Source organism: Sandaracinaceae bacterium (genome assembly GCA_016706685.1).
In the GTDB taxonomy this organism is placed as follows: Bacteria; Myxococcota_A; Polyangia; order Polyangiales; family Houyiibacteriaceae; genus JADJJE01.
On the sequence record JADJJE010000051.1, the window covers coordinates 44,351 to 60,199 of the forward strand.

The 15,849-nt window shown below is 69.8% G+C and carries 15 protein-coding genes; 5 read left to right on the forward strand and 10 right to left on the reverse strand.

Translation table 11 applies throughout. The features are described from left to right. Window positions 1–30 precede the first annotated feature (30 nt). The 10 genes from IPI43_30860 to IPI43_30905 all read right to left on the reverse strand — a co-directional run bounded on the left by IPI43_30860 (window position 31) and on the right by IPI43_30905 (window position 11,952). Complete coding sequence (locus tag IPI43_30860; protein ID MBK7778463.1) at window positions 31–1,065, reverse strand: hypothetical protein; 1,035 nt, start codon at window positions 1,063–1,065, stop codon at window positions 31–33. Window positions 1,066–1,274: 209 nt separating this feature from the next. Then, complete coding sequence (locus IPI43_30865) at window positions 1,275–2,288, reverse strand: esterase (GenBank protein ID MBK7778464.1); 1,014 nt, start codon at window positions 2,286–2,288, stop codon at window positions 1,275–1,277. Between the two features lie 42 nt (window positions 2,289–2,330). Then, window positions 2,331–3,455, reverse strand: a complete 1,125-nt coding sequence (locus IPI43_30870; protein MBK7778465.1) for an SUMF1/EgtB/PvdO family nonheme iron enzyme — start codon at window positions 3,453–3,455, stop codon at window positions 2,331–2,333. 19 nt (window positions 3,456–3,474) lie between these two features. Further along, window positions 3,475–4,761, reverse strand: coding sequence for a hypothetical protein (locus IPI43_30875; GenBank protein ID MBK7778466.1), 1,287 nt, complete (start codon window positions 4,759–4,761; stop codon window positions 3,475–3,477). Then, entirely contained in the window at window positions 4,758–5,207 is a 450-nt protein-coding gene (locus tag IPI43_30880) for a response regulator (GenBank protein MBK7778467.1), read from the reverse strand. Before IPI43_30880 ends, IPI43_30875 begins: the two co-directional genes overlap by 4 nt. Continuing rightward, window positions 5,200–6,543: a hypothetical protein gene (locus tag IPI43_30885; protein MBK7778468.1), complete on the reverse strand. Its 1,344-nt coding sequence runs from the start codon at window positions 6,541–6,543 to the stop codon at window positions 5,200–5,202. Before IPI43_30885 ends, IPI43_30880 begins: the two co-directional genes overlap by 8 nt. A 31-nt stretch (window positions 6,544–6,574) precedes the next feature. Further along, the gene (gene argS / locus IPI43_30890) at window positions 6,575–8,326 is read right to left on the reverse strand and encodes an arginine--tRNA ligase (protein ID MBK7778469.1); all 1,752 of its coding nucleotides are present in this window, start codon (window positions 8,324–8,326) and stop codon (window positions 6,575–6,577) included. Between the two features lie 1,020 nt (window positions 8,327–9,346). Then, window positions 9,347–10,180, reverse strand: a complete 834-nt coding sequence (locus IPI43_30895; GenBank protein ID MBK7778470.1) for a transposase — start codon at window positions 10,178–10,180, stop codon at window positions 9,347–9,349. A 25-nt stretch (window positions 10,181–10,205) separates the two neighbouring features. Beyond that, window positions 10,206–11,009, reverse strand: a complete 804-nt coding sequence (locus tag IPI43_30900; GenBank protein ID MBK7778471.1) for an ABC transporter permease — start codon at window positions 11,007–11,009, stop codon at window positions 10,206–10,208. A gap of 13 nt (window positions 11,010–11,022) precedes the next feature. Continuing rightward, window positions 11,023–11,952: an ABC transporter permease gene (locus IPI43_30905; protein MBK7778472.1), complete on the reverse strand. Its 930-nt coding sequence runs from the start codon at window positions 11,950–11,952 to the stop codon at window positions 11,023–11,025. 114 nt (window positions 11,953–12,066) lie between these two features. Between IPI43_30905 and IPI43_30910 the strand changes: the two genes are divergently transcribed. Genes IPI43_30910 through IPI43_30930 form a run of 5 tightly spaced genes read left to right on the forward strand, consistent with a single transcriptional unit; the run spans window position 12,067 to window position 15,786 of the window. After that, a complete protein-coding gene (locus IPI43_30910; protein ID MBK7778473.1) occupies window positions 12,067–12,552 on the forward strand; it encodes a hypothetical protein in 486 nt (161 codons plus the stop codon). 53 nt (window positions 12,553–12,605) lie between these two features. After that, window positions 12,606–13,238: a hypothetical protein gene (locus tag IPI43_30915; protein MBK7778474.1), complete on the forward strand. Its 633-nt coding sequence runs from the start codon at window positions 12,606–12,608 to the stop codon at window positions 13,236–13,238. Next, the gene (locus tag IPI43_30920) at window positions 13,231–13,827 is read left to right on the forward strand and encodes a hypothetical protein (GenBank protein ID MBK7778475.1); all 597 of its coding nucleotides are present in this window, start codon (window positions 13,231–13,233) and stop codon (window positions 13,825–13,827) included. The genes IPI43_30915 and IPI43_30920 overlap by 8 nt, the downstream gene beginning before the upstream one ends. A gap of 41 nt (window positions 13,828–13,868) precedes the next feature. Next, window positions 13,869–14,237, forward strand: a complete 369-nt coding sequence (locus IPI43_30925; GenBank protein MBK7778476.1) for a hypothetical protein — start codon at window positions 13,869–13,871, stop codon at window positions 14,235–14,237. Between the two features lie 37 nt (window positions 14,238–14,274). Then, window positions 14,275–15,786 carry an AAA family ATPase gene (locus IPI43_30930; GenBank protein MBK7778477.1) on the forward strand — a complete coding sequence of 504 codons (1,512 nt, stop codon included), beginning with the start codon at window positions 14,275–14,277 and terminating at the stop codon, window positions 15,784–15,786. The last annotated feature ends 63 nt before the right edge of the window (window positions 15,787–15,849 follow it).

The following is a 15,849-nucleotide window of genomic DNA, read 5'->3' on the forward strand; positions in this document are numbered from 1 at the left end:
CGGGGGGACCTGGCCACCGGGTGGCGGTGGTCAGTAACGGACGCGCAGCTTGATCTTGAGGAAGTCCGCGATCTGCTGCGCGATGGCGCGCGGGATGCGGTAGAGGCGGGCCTCGACCACGCCGCGTGCGCGCGCGTGCGGCTCACCCTTGAGGGCGGGCAGCACGATGCGGCTCCAGCGCAGCAGGGTCTTGCCGTCGGCCTTCTCGAGCGCGGTGGTGAGCGAGGGCTCGAGGCGCTTTTGATAGGCCACCGATGCGGTGCACAGCGCGGCGAAGGTGCGCACGAGGCCGTCGCGGCCGTCCAGGATGGCGGGCTCGTAAGACGACTTGAGCAGCTCGAGGTGGCGCGCCACCTTGGCGGGCGCGATGCGCGCGATGGCCGGCAACGCATCGGCCGAGGTCTGCACCACGCGCTTGTGCTTGGAGGTGAGCCCGCGCGCGAACTTCTCGGCGAGGGACACCACCAGCTCGGGCTTGTGGTCCACCAGCTCGTGCAGCAGGCGGGCGGCTTGGACGGCGGACGTGATGCTGTTGCCCAGCATGAGCGCCCCCTGCTCCTGAACCAACGGGAGCGGTGCGTCTGCGGCGATGAGCGCGGCGGCCTGGGGGGACAACGGGCGCAGCGGCGCCTTCGGGGGCTCGTACGCCTTGAGGGGGCCATCCGGCTTGTCGCGACCGAGGTCGTCCGGCTCGTCCGCGACCAGATCATCGAGGTCGAGGTCGTCGTCCAGGTCGTCGAGGGCTGGCGCGACGGGCGGCGCGTCGACCACGGGCTTGGCCTTCACGGCGGCGGGCTTGGCGGGCGCGGGCTTGGCGGGCGCGGGCTTGGCGGGCGCGGACTTGGCGGGCGCGGGCTTGGCGGGGGCGACAGGGGTGGGCTTCGCGGCCGGCACCGACTTCGCGGCCGGGGCTGGCGTGGGCTTGGTGGCCTTCACGGGCGTGGGCTTGGCCTTGCCTTTGCCCGCGGGCGCGGGCTTCTGCTTGGTCGCGGGCACGGGCTTTGGCTTCGGCGCAGGCTTGGCCTTGCTGGCCGCGGGCTTGGCCTTGCTGGCCACAGGCTTCACAGCCGGCTTCGCCGCAGGCGCCTTACGCGCGGACGAGGTTGAGGTCTGACCGCTTGGTGCTTTTTTTGAGGAGGCCTTGTTCGCGGTCGCCTTCTGCTTGGTCGCCATTAATTTCCTCCGGCGCCCTCCACGGGTTGCCGCGCGTATCATAGGCCAATCGGATCCGTGAGCGCACTACAATTACGGGGCTCTTGTCACGTCGGCGGGGGTTATTCCCTGCGCTCGGCCGTGAGGGCGCGAGCCAGCGCGGGCAGGCTCAGCTCGTAGCGATGCGAGGTGCCCCGGTGGCCCCCCGGGAACTCCTCCAGCTGCACCGCCGCGCCCGCGTGGCCGGCCGCGCTGGCGAGCGCACGCGCCGCGAACTGGAGCCCGTGCTCGTCGCTCTGCCCGGCGTCGAGATAGAGAAGGGAGAGGCCACGCAGCGCGGCGGCGGCCTCTGGCGCGCGCATGCGGGTGAGCGGGTCCTCGGTGTGCCAGAGATCGAACACGCTCTTGCGGGGCTCCGCCGTGACCGGGTCGAAGGGCAGCGCCACGTGCGGGAAGGACCCGTCCGGGTCGGGCGAGTAGGCCGCCGAGGCTGCCAGCACGAACGCGGCGTCGAACTCCGGCGTGTTGCGCGGGCCCCCATCGCCGAGCCGCTGCGCGAAGGCCGCGAGCCCGCCGGCGCGCTCGAGCCCGATGGCCGCCGAGGTGAACATGGGGCGCATGCTGACCTCGAAGGCCGCGTCACCGGCGTGGCTGGCCACCGCCGAGATGAGCTCGGGCCGGTCCAGCGCCAGCCGCAGCGCCCCGAAGCCGCCGCTGCTGCGCCCTGCCGCCGCGCGCGCCTCACGTGCGGGGACCGTGGGGAAGTGCTGGTCCACGAACGGGATGACCTCGTCGGCCAGGTACGTCTGGTAGCGACCCGTGCCGCGCGAGTCCACGAACTGGCTCCCGCCCCAGCGGGTCATGCAGTCGGGCAGCACCAAGATGGCCGGGGGGCTCTCGCCGCGGGCCACCTGCTCGTCGAAGCGCTCCACCGTGTTCTTGGACCACGGGCTGTAGGACAGGATGCTGAGGTGGTTGCTGCCGTAGCCCGGCAGCAGGAGGATCATCGGGAAGCGCTGACCCGCGTGCGTTGCGGGGGGCACGTAGACGTACACGTCGCGCTCGTGGGGGTCGCCCAGCGGGTTGGCCACGAGGCAGCGGCTGGTGAGTCGCTTCCGTTCGATGCGTCCGTGCATGGCCCGAGCATAGCGCACGCGGCCTGCGAGGCTTCCTTGGGTCTAGAGGTCCGCGCAGCAGCGGAAGCCGGTGGAGTAGTCCGAGTGCGCCGTGTTGTGCGCGGTGGTGGCGTAGAGGCAGCCGTTGCCGTTGATGCTGGTGTCCGCGAAGAAGCCGCCGCGGAACGTGCCCGCCGCGTCGGACGTCCACTCGTGCAGGTTGCCCATCATGTCGAAGGCGCCGTGGTCCGTGACGCAGCCCGCGTTGGCTCCGGTGGCGTCGAGCGAGTTGGGGATCTGTGCGATGCACGGATGATCCAGCATGGACCAGATCCAGCTGGCCCCGGTGCCGAAGTACTCTACTGCGGGGTGGGTGGCGCGCGCGTCGTTGCACACGCCCGGCTGGCGTGTGTCGCCATAGGGATAGACGTTGGTGTCCGGCCCGCGGCAGGCGCTCAGCCACTCGGTGTTGCTGCACAGCCGCTTGCCCGCTCCCGCGCAGGCGTTGGCGGCCTGGATGCCGGAGATCTGTCCTTGTGGGATGGCGCCTGCCACGGAGTACGCGATCAGGGTCTGCCCTCCTGTGAGGGTGGGCGGGTGGTGGAAGGGCGACCAGTCTTCGGGCAGGGCGCTACCGCCACGGTCGATGCGCACGAACGCCTCGTAGGCGTCCACGCAGAACGTGGTGCCCACCGGCAGCATGCCCGCGGGGCAGCCGCCCACGCCCGGGGCCTCGCTGAGGCCAGCGTTCGGGGTGGGCATGTCGTCGGGGTCGCAGGTGCCGCCCGTACCCTGGTCGCTGCCCGTGCCCTGGTCCGTGCCCACGCCCGCGTCGATGGCGGGGTGGCAGCAGCGCACGTCGGCCGGGCCCGGGCAGAAGCCGGCGGTGCTCATGAGCGCGCACGTGGAGACCAGCTGGCACGTGCCGGCCACGCCCTGCACCGAGCAGGGGACCCCGACGGGGTTGCCCATGTCGAGCGTGCTGCTGCCGTCCGTGCCGCCGCCGTCGGTGCTGCCGCCATCTGGGCCGCCACCGTCACCGCCGCCGTCCACGGGGGGGCCGTGGTCGGGGTGGCTGGTCGCTCCGTCGGTGCCCTGCTCGGCCCCGAGCGCGCCGTCGGGCTGACCTGCGCCCGACTCGCAGGCCGGGAGCATCAGGAGCGTGAGAGCGAGCAGCCAGCGCGACACCCGCACAGCGTAGCAGGCGCTACCCATGCAGGTTGGCGACCACGAAGTTCCCCACGATGTAGAGGAGTCCGAGCCCCACGAAGGCGTACCAGTCGAGCTTGCGCGAGGCGTCCTCGCGGCCGGCGTAGACCAGCCGGATGGAGGCGATGCTGATGAACACGGCGCAGAAGATGGTCCCCACCCCGAGGAAGTTCATCTGCTCCGCCATGGTGATGGCCTCGGTCTCCGGCAGGATCTCGCCCAGCACGTAGGTGTTGGCCATGGCCGCGAAGATGGAGCCCACGCTCAGGCCGAAACGCGCGTCGAGGTCCGTGACGTGCACGCGCAGCGCCAGCAGCCCGAGCATCACCGACAAGAACGTCACCCAGAAGAGCTTCAGCAGCGGCGTCCCATCCCCGCGGCGCAGCTCGATGTGTTGATGGAAGCGTGAGAACGGCGCGTGGGTGTCGGCGCCGATGGAGAGGAACCCGTAGTTGGTGTTGTAGACGTGCGTCTCGACGGAGGTCGCCCCCAGGGTCACGTCCCAGCCGGCCACCTGCACGCTCGGGTCGAGCTGCGAGTACGAGACGTCGGGGCGATAGACCTGTAGGTGCGCTTCGTTCTCCACGTCCTCGATGTCGATGTTGAGCGTGTGGTTGTCGTAGGGGAAGTGGTCCACGTCGAACACGTGGTACATGCGCGCCACGAGGCGCACCGACGTGTACTTGTGGTCGAGGTCGTCGGTCACCTCGCTGTCGATGCGGCTGAGGATCTCGCCGTTGACCAGCTCGAACGTCTGCGCCGGGTTGAGCTCCTCGTTCTGCCAGCGGAACCACATCCAGAAGTCCACCACGTAGGTGCCCTCGCGCAGGTTCACGTCGCGGATGCGGTTGATGTACATGCCCACGGTCACCACCGAGGGCTCGGCCGGGGGCGCGTCGGCGTCGGCGGGCGCCTCTTCGGCTACGGCCTCGCTGCCCGCGTCAGGGGTGCCCGCGTCGGCGGCGGGAGGGGCGGCGGCCTCACCTCCGGCGCCTGCGGCGTCGCGCTCTGCTGTGCGGGCCCACGGGTCCTCCACGTCGCTCCCCTGGCGTGGCGTTGGCTGCACCGGAGGCGTCGGCGTGGGTGTGGGCGAGTCGTTTCCTGCGGCCCACGGGTCGTTCACGCGCTGGCCGTCCTGGGCGAGGACGCCTGCAGGGTGGAGCGCCAAGAGCAGCAAGGTGAGCGGCAGGAGCTGCGGGGCGCGGAGACCACCGCTCGCGGCGCGGCCATGAGGGCGTGCGAGCGAGCCAGCAGACGTGGGCGTGGGGAGCGGGAGGCGCATCATGCGGTGGGTCTTTCGGGAGAGGCCTCGGTGGCACCGAGTTCGGCTTCGGCGCGCGCGAGGGCGGCGGCCAGGTGGGCCAGCTGCAGGGGCTTGGCCACGAAGTCGTTCATGCCTGCCGCGAGGCAGCGCGCGCGGTCGTGCTCCGTGGCGTTGGCCGTGGCCGCGATGATCCACGGGCGCTCGGTCCCGATGGTCTCGCGAATGGCGAGCGTGGCGTCGAGGCCGTTCAAGCCCGGCAGGCGCATGTCCATGAAGATGACGTCATACCGCGCGGCCGCCTCCACGGCGGCGAGGCCCGTGTCCACCAGCGTGGGCGTCACGCCCAGCTGGCTGAGCATCATGGTGATGACCTTCTGGTTCACCGGCTCGTCCTCGGCCACCAGCACGCGCAGCCCGGGCGCCGCCAGCAGGTCGGGCCCGCTCACGCTGTGGGTGCCGTCATCCACGCGCGGCGCAGGCCAGGAGAACTCGAAGCGCGTGCCGCGGCCCACCTCGCTCGTCACGTCGATGCGGCCCTCCGGCGAGCTGCACCAGGTGCGCGCAGATGGCGAGGCCGAGGCCCGTGCCGCCGAACTCGCGCGTGCTCGAGGAGTCGCCCTGTTGGAATGCGTCGAAGATGTGCGGGAGCGCCGCTGGGTCGATGCCGATGCCCGTGTCCTCCACGGTGACCTGCAGCGCGCCGTGCGCGTCGGCATAGCCCACGCGGACGTCCACGCGGCCATCGCGCGTGAACTTCACCGCGTTGCCCACCAGGTTCATGAGCGTCTGCTGGAAGCGCGTGGTGTCCAGCAGCAGGGCCTCCGGCACGCTGTCGTCGAAGCTCACGCGCAGCGCCACGCCGCGCGCGCTGGCCATGGCCTCGAACACCCGCAGCGTCTCGTGCACGGCGCGGCGCACCCGCGTGCGGGACGGGCGCAGCTCCATGCGGCCCGCCTCGATCTTGGAGAAGTCGAGGATGCTGTCCACCAGCCCGCGCAGCACGCGCGCGCTCGACTCCACGATGCCCAGCGTCTCGCGTTGCGTGGTGCTCAGCTCGCTGCGCGCCAGCACCTCCACCGGCCCGATCAGCCCGTTCAGCGGGGTGCGCAGCTCGTGCGTCATCGTGGCCAGGAACTCGCTCTTGGCGCGCGAGGCGGCCTCGGCCACGTCGCGCGCGCTGCTGAGCTCCACGCTCTGCGCGCGGATGATGGCCTCGCGCTCACGCACCTTGGCGAGCGCGGCGTCGGTGCCGCGGCGCGTGGCGATGGCGGCCCCGAGCGCCATCAGGACGAGCGTCAGTTGCGAGAACAAACGCTCGAACGCGTCGACCTCGAACTCTGGGGTCAGCGGCAGCACGGTCTCGAGCGCATGCGTCCCCAGGATCCCCGTGACGCCGATGGCGGTCCAGCCCAGCGCTACGCGGTGGTCGCCCAGCAGCCCTCCCACGAAGGGCACGAGCGGCAGGTACCAGAGCGGCATGCTCGCGCCCTGCCCGGCAACCTGAGCCGCGGCGATCAGCGCGATGGTCGCCGACCCGAGGCCGATGTGCACCGAGAGCCGCGTGCGCTCGCGCGAGTGGGCTCCGCGCAGCACCTGCACTGCAGCAAGACACGAGAGCGCGGCGAACGTGTTGATCAGCGCGACCCGCGGACGCCCGAGGATGAAGGAAGAGACCGCAAAGAAGGCCCACGCGGCGGCGCACAGCCAGGCAATGCGCAGCATGCGCTCACGAGCCGCCACCGCCTCGACGCTGGTCGCGGCCGTGCTCTGCGTCGCGGCATCCTGTTCGGGGGCGTGACTCACCCCGCGAGGGTACACGAGCCGCGACCCGAGGTTACATGCGCTCGACCACGTCGATGCCCAGCAGCGTGAGGCCGCGGCCCAGCTGGCGCGAGACCAGCGCGGTGAGGCGCAGGCGGCTCGCGCGCGCGTCGGCGTCGTCGGCGTTCAGCACCGGGCACACCTCGTAGAAGCGGCTGAAGGCCTTCGACAGCTCGAAGAGGTGCTCGCACAGGTAGTTGGGCTGGCTGGTCTCGGCCGCCTGGTGCACCACGTCGCCGAAGCGCGCGATGAGCCGCGCGAGGGCCTGCTCCTCTTCGGTGACCAGCGTGACGGCGCCGGCGAGCTGGTCTGGATCGACCTCGCCCTTCCGGAAGATGCTGCGGCAGCGCACGTAGGCGTTCTGCATGTAGGGCCCGGCGTTCCCCTGGAACGAGATCATCTTGTCCCAGTCGAACACGTAGTCGCTCACCCGGTTCTGGCGCAGGTCGGCGTACTTCACGGCGCCGATGCCCAGCTTGGTGGCGGTGTCGTCGAGGTCGGCCGGGTCGATCTTGAGTCGCCCCTCGTCCATGCCCTCTTGGATGCGGGCGCGGGCGCGCTCCACGGCCTCGCTCAGCAAGCCCTGCAGCGTGACCTCCACGCCGTCGCGCGACCGGATGGGCTTCTGGTCCTCGCCCAGCACCGAGCCGAAGGCGATGTGCTCCATGCGCGTGGTCACGCCCAGCAGCTGGCTCAGCCCGAAGACCTGCTTGAAGTGCAGCGCCTGCGGCGTGCCCACCACGTCGAGCACGCGGTCGGCCTTCATGACGTCGCGCCGGTAGAGCACGGCCGCCATGTCCGTGGTGCTGTACAGGAAGGCCCCGTCGCGCTTGCGCACGATGAACGGCTCCTTCTGTTTCTCGAGCCCCTTGGACGGCGTGGGCAGCTCGTTCCAGAACACGCACAGCGCGCCCTCGTCCTCGCGGGCGAGGCCCTTCTCTTGCAGCAGGTCCACCACCCCCTGCAGACGGTCGTGATAGAAGCTCTCGCCCAGCCACTCGTCGAAGGTCACGCCCAGCTGGCCGTACACCACGTCCAGCGTCTTGCGCGTGGCCGCCACGAAGCGCTTCCAGAGCGCGGTGTTCTCGGGGTCCCCGTTCTGCAGCTTGGCGAGCTCTGCGCGCGCGCTCTCGGCGAAGGCCTCGTCGGTCTTGCTGCGGGCGCTGGCCAGCGCATACACGCGCCCCAGCTCCACGATGGCGTCCTGGTCGAGCGCGTCCTGGCTGCCCCACTCGCGCATGCCCACTATCAGGAGCCCGAACTGCGTGCCCCAGTCACCCAGGTGGTTCACGCTGGTCACGCGGTGGCCCACGAAGCGCAGCAGCTTCACCAGCGCGTGGCCGATGATGGTGGAGCGCAGGTGCCCCACGTGCATCTGCTTCGCGATGTTGGGGCTCGAGTAGTCCACCACCACGTGCTCGGCGGTGTCCACGGTGTCCACGCCGTCGCGCTCGCGGTCGGCGTACATGGCGTCGAGGGCCCGCCCGAGCCACGCCGCCGAGATGCGCAGGTTGATGAAGCCGGGGCCCGCCACCTCGGCGGCCTCCACGGCCTCGTGTTCCAGCAGCTTCGCCGCGATGGGCTCCGCCAAGTCGCGCGGCTTCTTGCCCAGCTGCTTGGCCAGCGCCATGGCGCCGTTCACCTGGTAGTCGCCGAACTTCGCGTCCTGCGTGGGGCGCAGCAGCGCGGCCGGGGCTTCGGGCAGGTCGAGGGCGGACTGCATCGCCTCGCTGGCGATGAGGTTCAGGGTGCGTTCGAGCAGCATGGGCCGGGAGGGATACACCGGATGGGGCCGCGGCGCATCTGGGGGGTGGCCCGGAAGAAGTCCACCCCCCGGCGCTTCGCGGTGACTTGCTCAGCGTGGGCGCACTGGCGTCTGGGTTCCCGTCGATGATGACCGTAAAATCGAATGGGATACCAAGGTCGCTCGGTACGCCGGAGTCGTCCAGCGACGGCGCACAAGGCCGCCGAGCGCGTCGCTCACCGGGCCCATAGTCCCCACGAACCTTCTCCGACGCGTCTACCAAGAGTTTACAGATAGCGAATCTGCGCAATACGCTGTCGGTCAGCGATTGGCCGAGGCCGACGCCGTCGCGCGATTCGTGCCGCCCGACGCGACGACACGAACAGACGACACGATGGAGACATGACGATGAATCGATGGACAGTCACGGGTGCGATTCTGGCGGCGATGTTCGCGATCGGCTGCGGGGACAGCATCGAGCCGTTCGTCGGAAGCGCAAATCGAGTGGCTGTTGGCGCCGGGCCGGTCGTGGTCGTCTCGGGGCACACGTCGCCAAACATACCGGTGGAGATCGGAGCCCTGGGTCCGGGGGACACTCCCGCGGGCGCATGGACGAGAAGGTCGGATGCCCAAGGCGAGGTCTACCTCAGTGTGCCCGACACGGGTGCGTACGTGGCCTTTGTGGTGACCCCCGGTGGAGACACCACGGGGACCCAGCGATTGGAGATTGAGGGCACTCGCGTCTCGCCCGGCCTCGAGGTGGGGATCAATGGCGAGTCTCGGTGCACCGGCGGTCCCAGCTGCATGCTCAGGTTTCGTGGTGATATCGCCGCCATCTCCGTCGTGACCGCAGACCCCGGGACACTGGTCTCCTCGGGCTCTCTGCCGCCACAGACGTTTGCTGCGGGCGGCGTCAACGTGCCCGCGGAGGTGCCGAGTATGGGCGCACTCCCCTTGCGCCGCCTCTTCGACAGCCGCGATCGCACGCCGGTGGTGCAGGTCCCGGTCCGCTTGCAGTTTCCAGACGGTGCCGTCGTCGACTCACGGGTCGACCTCCAAGCGGACGACGCACGCACCTTGCTCGCCAAGCAGCTCGAGGGTGTCACGCGTGGCGCTGTACCGCTGACGCCCGAGGGCACCGGGGCGGGCGTCGTCGCGATGTACGCTCGCGGAGCGTTCTTTGCGCTCGAGAGCGTTCGTGACGCACCGACGGTCGGCGACATCGCACTCGTTGCGATGGTCTCCGAGCGCTGGGTGAGGGCTGGCTCGTGCGGCACCTATGGTAATGGCAGCCAGACGGTGCACGTCGAGCGGGGTCGCACCGACGCGACGGTCACGTTCTACGATCGCCGCACGGGCGTGGTTCGAAGCACCTCGACGATGCAAGGGCCGAGCATCGCGTGCCCGGCGGTCCTCAGCCGCGCCGCCACGACGGTCTCGGAGCAGCTCTCGCAGCAGGCCATCCGAACGTGGATCGCCGAGCACATCCCTGAGTGAGCCAAGGATCGATGGGCGCTCGCTGAAGCCTACAGTCCGCATGAACCTTCTCTGATGTGTGCCGCGAAGAGAGCGCGTCTTCAGGGTCAGCTCCACACCATCGTGGCGGAGTCTCAGTCGTGTTTCTTTCAGGGGTGGCCGCAAGATGTAGCGAACAAGGTGCTCCATCTCTTCGCGGGGACCAGCCGCCACGCTCACGTGGGCGTCGAGGTCAAAGCCGACTTCGTGCGCCATTCTGCGGACGAAGGTGCTTGGGCCGCGAGCGGTGCCGTGGCGCAGGCGCTGGGCGCCCTTGTTGAAGACGCCCTCCGCGCACAGCTCGCCCATGTCCAGGGTGAGCTGGTCGAGCCTGGCGCTGGCGGACCGCCGGACTTCCACCGGCGGCCGCCTGTGGTCCACGCTCCTAGCGCGCCCGCGGGTCCAGCCGGTCGCGCAGGGCGTCGCCGCTCAGGTGGAACGCCAGCACCGTGGTGGCGATGCACGCGCCGCTGATGAGGGCCACGTGCGGAAAGCGCAGCAGCACGCTGCTGCCTTGGTCGAGCAGGGCGCCCCATGAGACGGACACGCCGGGGCCGAGGCCCAGGAAGGACAGCGTGGACTCGGCCAGGATGACGCCGCCGAGGCCTGCTGTGGCCTGGATGACGATGGGGCCCGCGAGGTTGGGGAGGATGTGGCGCAGCAGCACGCGCAGGTCCGAGGCGCCGAGCGCGCGCGCGGCTTCCACGTAGGCCAGCTGGCGGATGGAGAGCGTGGCGGCGCGCGCGACGCGGGCGTAGATGACCCAGCCCGACACGCTCAGCGCGAAGATCAGGTGCAGCAGGCCCGGCTGCACCACCACGGCCAGGATGGCGATGTTGAGGATGATGCCCGGGAACGCCTGGAACACGTCGGTGAGGGCCGAGAGCGCGTGGTCGGCGGCGCCACCGAAGTAGCCCGCGGCGGCGCCCAGCAGGGTGCCCACCACCACGGACACCAGCACCACGCTGAGCGACACCAGCGCGGCCAAGCGGGCGCCGTGCAGCAGCGCGCTCAGGAGGTCCACGCCGTTGTCGGCGGTGCCCAGCACGTGCGCGGCGGAGGGCGCTTCAAACTGGTGGTCGAGGTCGATGGCGGCCGGGTCGTGCGGCGCGAGCCAGGGGCCCACCACGCCCAGCGTGAAGAACAGCAAGGCCAGCACCAGGCCTACACGCGCGAAGAGCTTCTTCATGCGATCACCCCGCTCACGCGAGCCTCACGCGCGGGTCGACCACCACGTAGAGCAGGTCGACCGCGATGTTGAGCGCCACGTAGGTGACGGCCACCACCAACACGCAGCCCTGCACCACCGGCATGTCGCGCGCGAAGAACGCGTCCAGGAAGAGCTGCCCGAGCCCCGCGCGCTCGAAGACCTTCTCGGTGACCACGGCGCCCGACAGCAGCGCGCCCAGCTGCGCCGCGCCGATGGTGAGCACCGGCAGGAGCGCGTTGCGCAGCACGTGCTTGATGGCCACCACCGGCTCGCTCAGGCCGCGGGCGCGCGCCGCCAGCACGTATTGCTCGTCATAGACCTCCAGCATGGAGGCGCGCGTCTGGCGCGTGAGGATGGCCGCGAGCGCGGTGCCCAGCGTGACGGCGGGCAGCAAGAGGCCCACCACGCCGCTCGCGTCGTCACCTGGCAGCGGCAGCCAGCGTAGCTCGACCGCGAACGCCAGGATGAGCAGCGGGCCCAGCCAGATGTTGGGGATGGCCAGCCCCAGCACGGCCACCGTGGAAGCGAGCGCGTCCACGCCGGTCCCGCGCCGCGCCGCCGCCAGCACGCCGAGCGGCAGCGCGATGCCGAACGCCAACGCCAGCGCCGCGAGCGACAGGGCCACCGTGGCCGGAAGCACCTCGGCGATGAGCGACCCCACCGTGCGCGCGGGGCTGCGGAACGAGTGCCCGAGCGAGCCGTCCAGCACGTCGCCCACGAAGTGCCCGTACTGAACCGGCAGCGACGCGTCGAGGTGCAGCGTCTGCCGCAGCGCCGCGCGCTCCTCGGGGCTGGCCTGGTCCCCCAGGATGGCGTCCACCGGGTCGCCGGGCACCAGCCGCACCAGCAGGAAGACGAGCGTCACCACGCCCACGACCGTCGCCGCCGCGCGCAGGGACCTCTGTGCCAGATAGCGCCACACGCGCGCACGCTACGCGGCACGGGCGGATGTGTCGATCCCCCGGTGGCACACCGCAAGTGTCGATGCACGCGCACGCGACGCAACTCGCGCGGGGTCGGGCCGAGAAGCCGGGCCATGAGCAAGCATCACCCGAGGTTCCAGATCCCGAGCATCCACCGACTACCCACGCGCCACGCGTCTCTCGAAGAGCTGCGTCGGCGCGCGGCGCCCTTACGCACGGCCATCGCGCACGAACGGGACCTGGCGCGCGTGGTGCACCGCTTCTTCGACGCCTTCTCAGAAGAAGAGCGCCTCTTCGAGACCTCCGTGCGCAGTGACGAGCCGAGGCTGCACGCCGTCCTCGGGAGTGTCCGCGCGCGCTTCCCGGGCGAGGCGTTCGAGACGAACCTCTTCTTCTCGGAGGCGCTGGGGCTCTACCACGGCGGCCTCTGCTCGGCGCGGCGCGTGGGCTGCGTGTTCCAGTTCGCAGAGGACAATCAGGGGGTGATCGCCCTCTCACCGATCTTCCCTGGCCCCAACTCGGACTTCTTCCGCTACACGATGGTGCTCGCCGAGCGCCCGCTCGCCACCACGGTGCGCTGCCGCGGCGGGAGCGCGTGATGCGCCGGAGGCACACGAGCACATGCGCGCCGGGGATGTGATACGCCTATGGGGTGCCGGACAGGGACACGGAAATCGATGGGGAGTCTGAATCGGGTCCCACGGGCGCGGCGACCCGACTCAAAGCGGCCGGCAGCTCTGTGCTGGTCGCGGCTGGATGCCTGCTCGCGTTGTCGGGGTGTCGGCTGCGCTACGAGGTGGTGGCTCCACCCCATCCCCCGGTCTTTCGATGGGTCTTCGAGAGCGACGAGGCCGAAGTCATCGCCTGCCTAGACCGCGTCCACCGGGTAGGGCCATGGAATGAAGTGATCGCTCGCACGTCGCCGCTGCCTGGTCAGGGAGTGCCTCAGGGCGACTACCTCTTCGAAGCCCAGTGGAGGTATCACTCGCCGATCTATAGGTCCGGAAGTTGCCCCTTGAAGCTCTACGGAAAGTGGATCGTCCACGCCGAGCGGGTCGATGGCGGAGTGGAAGTCGGAGTCTGGCCGTTCGGCGAAACGTCCCTCCACAACTATCGCTGCGGACGATTCCGCGCCCACCCGTGGGGCTGCGCCACGCCCGTGGACTCGACGAACCTGGAGGCCCACATGCTGCTCGCCTCCGTGGGTGACTGTCTCGGCGAGACCGTGCCGCCGCCCCCGATTCCAGACACCACGGGTCTCGACCCCCAGACGTGCCGTGAGTGACCGTGAACCCAACAGCGGAGACACTCCGAGCCGCCGTGCCGTGGCCTTCCACGTCGGGTGGATCGTGAGCACCGGTCTGCTGCTGGTCTCGACGGCGTGCGTGCCGGTCGAGTCACGAGTGGCGCCGCCAGCATCCATCTCGACTTGGACGTTTGATGCACCGTTCGCCGAGGTCTTTGCCTGCGTTGGTGCGGGGCGCTTTCTTGCGCTGCCCTGGAACGGCCGCATTCGCGTCGCGGAGATGCCACGGTCCATGGGTCAGACCGCGCACTTCGAGCTGGAGACGTCTCGCTACTGGACCCCCTTCTACTACCGGAACGTGTGTCCGAAGCTCCTCTTCGCCACCTGGACCGTGGACATGGAGCAGACCCCCGCAGGGACTCGGGTCTCCGTGCTCCCCGTCCGCTACGAGGTTCAGGGGCCGCCCACGCGTCCCCGTCATCAGTGGGGCGCGGCCATCGCGGTCCACCCGAACTTCTTCGAGTCACACCTGGTGCTCCTCGGGATTGGCGAGTGCCTTGGCGAAGAGAGCGTGCCTCCGGTGGACATGCCCGACACTCACGCCGCGCCAGCGTCGTGCTTCGAGTAGGCTCGACGTAGCCCGGGTACGTACGACAAGCTGAACGACCCATGACCACAGAGTTGAGAATCTTGAATGTGTCATCACCGGATGTTGAATGCGGTATCCGTCACATTGAGCATGCCCCTGAAGTGTGTTTCCTGCTCGACCTGGCGATTGGGATGAGGGGCGACGAGCGATCGGATCTGTTTGGCGTGGTCGTTTGCACGCCGCTGGGAGTCAGGCTGCTCCCATCCTCGGAGAACGGGACCGTTTCTCTGCGTGGTCTGTTCGTCTTCGCGAATTTCAGTTGGAACCTCCTGTGGAAGACGCTCGATGGGGTGCTCTTGGAATGTAGCGCTGAAAATTGGGTGACATCTGTCGAGCTGCTTCAGCGGTACTTTCGATGGGAGTATGAGGCGATGGCTCAGCAGCGTTGACGCGCCACCGCGCCGTGCCTGATCCTGCCAGGCACACATGAGCGACTGGGTAGCCCCGACGGTTGGACAGCTGCGCGATCTCGAGGTGCTCGTGAACGCGCACCACCCGCTGTGGGTGGTGGAGACCGTGGAGGAAGACCGCGTGCGCGTGATGCTGGCGCACCTGGCGGACCGCGTGGGGCTGCCGTTGTTCGTGTGGCACCCGGTCACGGGGCTGGCGCGGGTGGATGCTGCGCCGGGGCCCGGGGCCAGCGGCACGGACACCGCAAAGGGCTGCCTCGCGTTCATCGAGCAGGCCAACATGGAGGCGCTGTTCTTCCTGCCCAGCTTCCCGCTCGACGCCGAGGACGCGGCGCAGGGCGCGCGCATCAAGGAGATCTACCGGCGCTACTTCAAGCACCGCGGCGCGCTGGTGCTCACCACGCCGCAGCTGGAGCTGCCGAAGGGGCTCGACCCGCTGTTCACGCACGTGGAGCTGCACACGCCCACGGCCGAGACGTACCACCGCTTCATCACACAGGTGATCCGCGACATCAGCGCGCGCCGCGCCGTGAAGGTGGACATGACCCCCGAGGACGTGAGCGAGCTGCTGGGCGCGCTGCACGGGCTCACGTTCTTCGAGGTGCAAAAGATCATCACGCAGGCCGTGGTGGAGGACGGCATGCTCACGCGCGAGGACCTCGGCCGCGTGATGGACGCGAAGCGCCGCATCGTGGAGCGCTCGGGCGTGCTCGAGTACTTCCCGCACGACCACAACCTGAGCGAGGTGGCGGGCCTCGGAAACCTCAAGCGCTGGCTGCGCAAGCGGCGCGCCGCGTTCACCGAGCCGGCGCGCGCGAAGGAGTTCGGCCTGACGGCGCCGCGCGGGCTGCTGCTGCTGGGCGTGCAGGGCTGCGGCAAGAGCCTGTGCGCCAAGGCGGTGGCCAGCGAGTGGGGCCTGCCGCTGCTGCGCCTCGACCCTTCGAACCTCTACACCAAGTACTTCGGTGAGTCCGAGCGCAACCTGAAGCGCGCCATCCAGACGGCCGAGTCCATGGCGCCGGTGGTGCTGTGGCTCGACGAGATCGAGAAGGCCCTCGGCCAGGGCGACCAAGACGGCGGCACCAGCCAGCGCGTGTTCGGGACGTTCCTCGCGTGGATGCAGGAGAAGAAGGAGAGCGTCTTCGTCATCGCCACTGCGAACGACATCTCGAAGCTGCCCCCCGAGCTGCTGCGCAAGGGTCGCTTCGACGAGATCTTCTTCGTGGACCTGCCCGACGCGGCCACGCGCGCCGAGATCCTGGCGGTGCACCTGAAGAAGCGCGGCCGCGATCCGGAGCGCTTCGACCTCGTGGCGCTCGGCGAGCAGGCGGAGGGCTTCAGCGGCGCGGAGCTCGAGCAGGTGGTGGTGTCCGGGCTGTTCACCGCGTTCGCCGAGGGCGTGGACGTGAGCGACGACGTGCTGGAGGCCGAGATCGACGGGACGCGGCCGCTGTCGGTGACCATGTCGGAGAAGATCACGGCGCTGCGCGAGTGGGCGCGCGAGCGGGCGGTGCGGGCGGACGACTGAGGGACGGGCGGGCAGGTGCAGGTCTCTTGGTGACCGTTCGGACCTCAAAAACAAGGACAATTG

Coding starts and splice junctions, on each gene's coding strand:
- IPI43_30865 (MBK7778464.1), bottom strand. CDS start 2,288: ATGCACGGACGCATCGAACGGAAGCGACTCACCAGCCGCTGCCTCGTG.
- IPI43_30875 (MBK7778466.1), bottom strand. CDS start 4,761: ATGATGCGCCTCCCGCTCCCCACGCCCACGTCTGCTGGCTCGCTCGCA.
- argS (MBK7778469.1), bottom strand. CDS start 8,326: ATGCTGCTCGAACGCACCCTGAACCTCATCGCCAGCGAGGCGATGCAG.
- IPI43_30900 (MBK7778471.1), bottom strand. CDS start 11,009: ATGAAGAAGCTCTTCGCGCGTGTAGGCCTGGTGCTGGCCTTGCTGTTC.
- IPI43_30910 (MBK7778473.1), top strand. CDS start 12,067: ATGAGCAAGCATCACCCGAGGTTCCAGATCCCGAGCATCCACCGACTA.
- IPI43_30925 (MBK7778476.1), top strand. CDS start 13,869: ATGACCACAGAGTTGAGAATCTTGAATGTGTCATCACCGGATGTTGAA.
- IPI43_30930 (MBK7778477.1), top strand. CDS start 14,275: ATGAGCGACTGGGTAGCCCCGACGGTTGGACAGCTGCGCGATCTCGAG.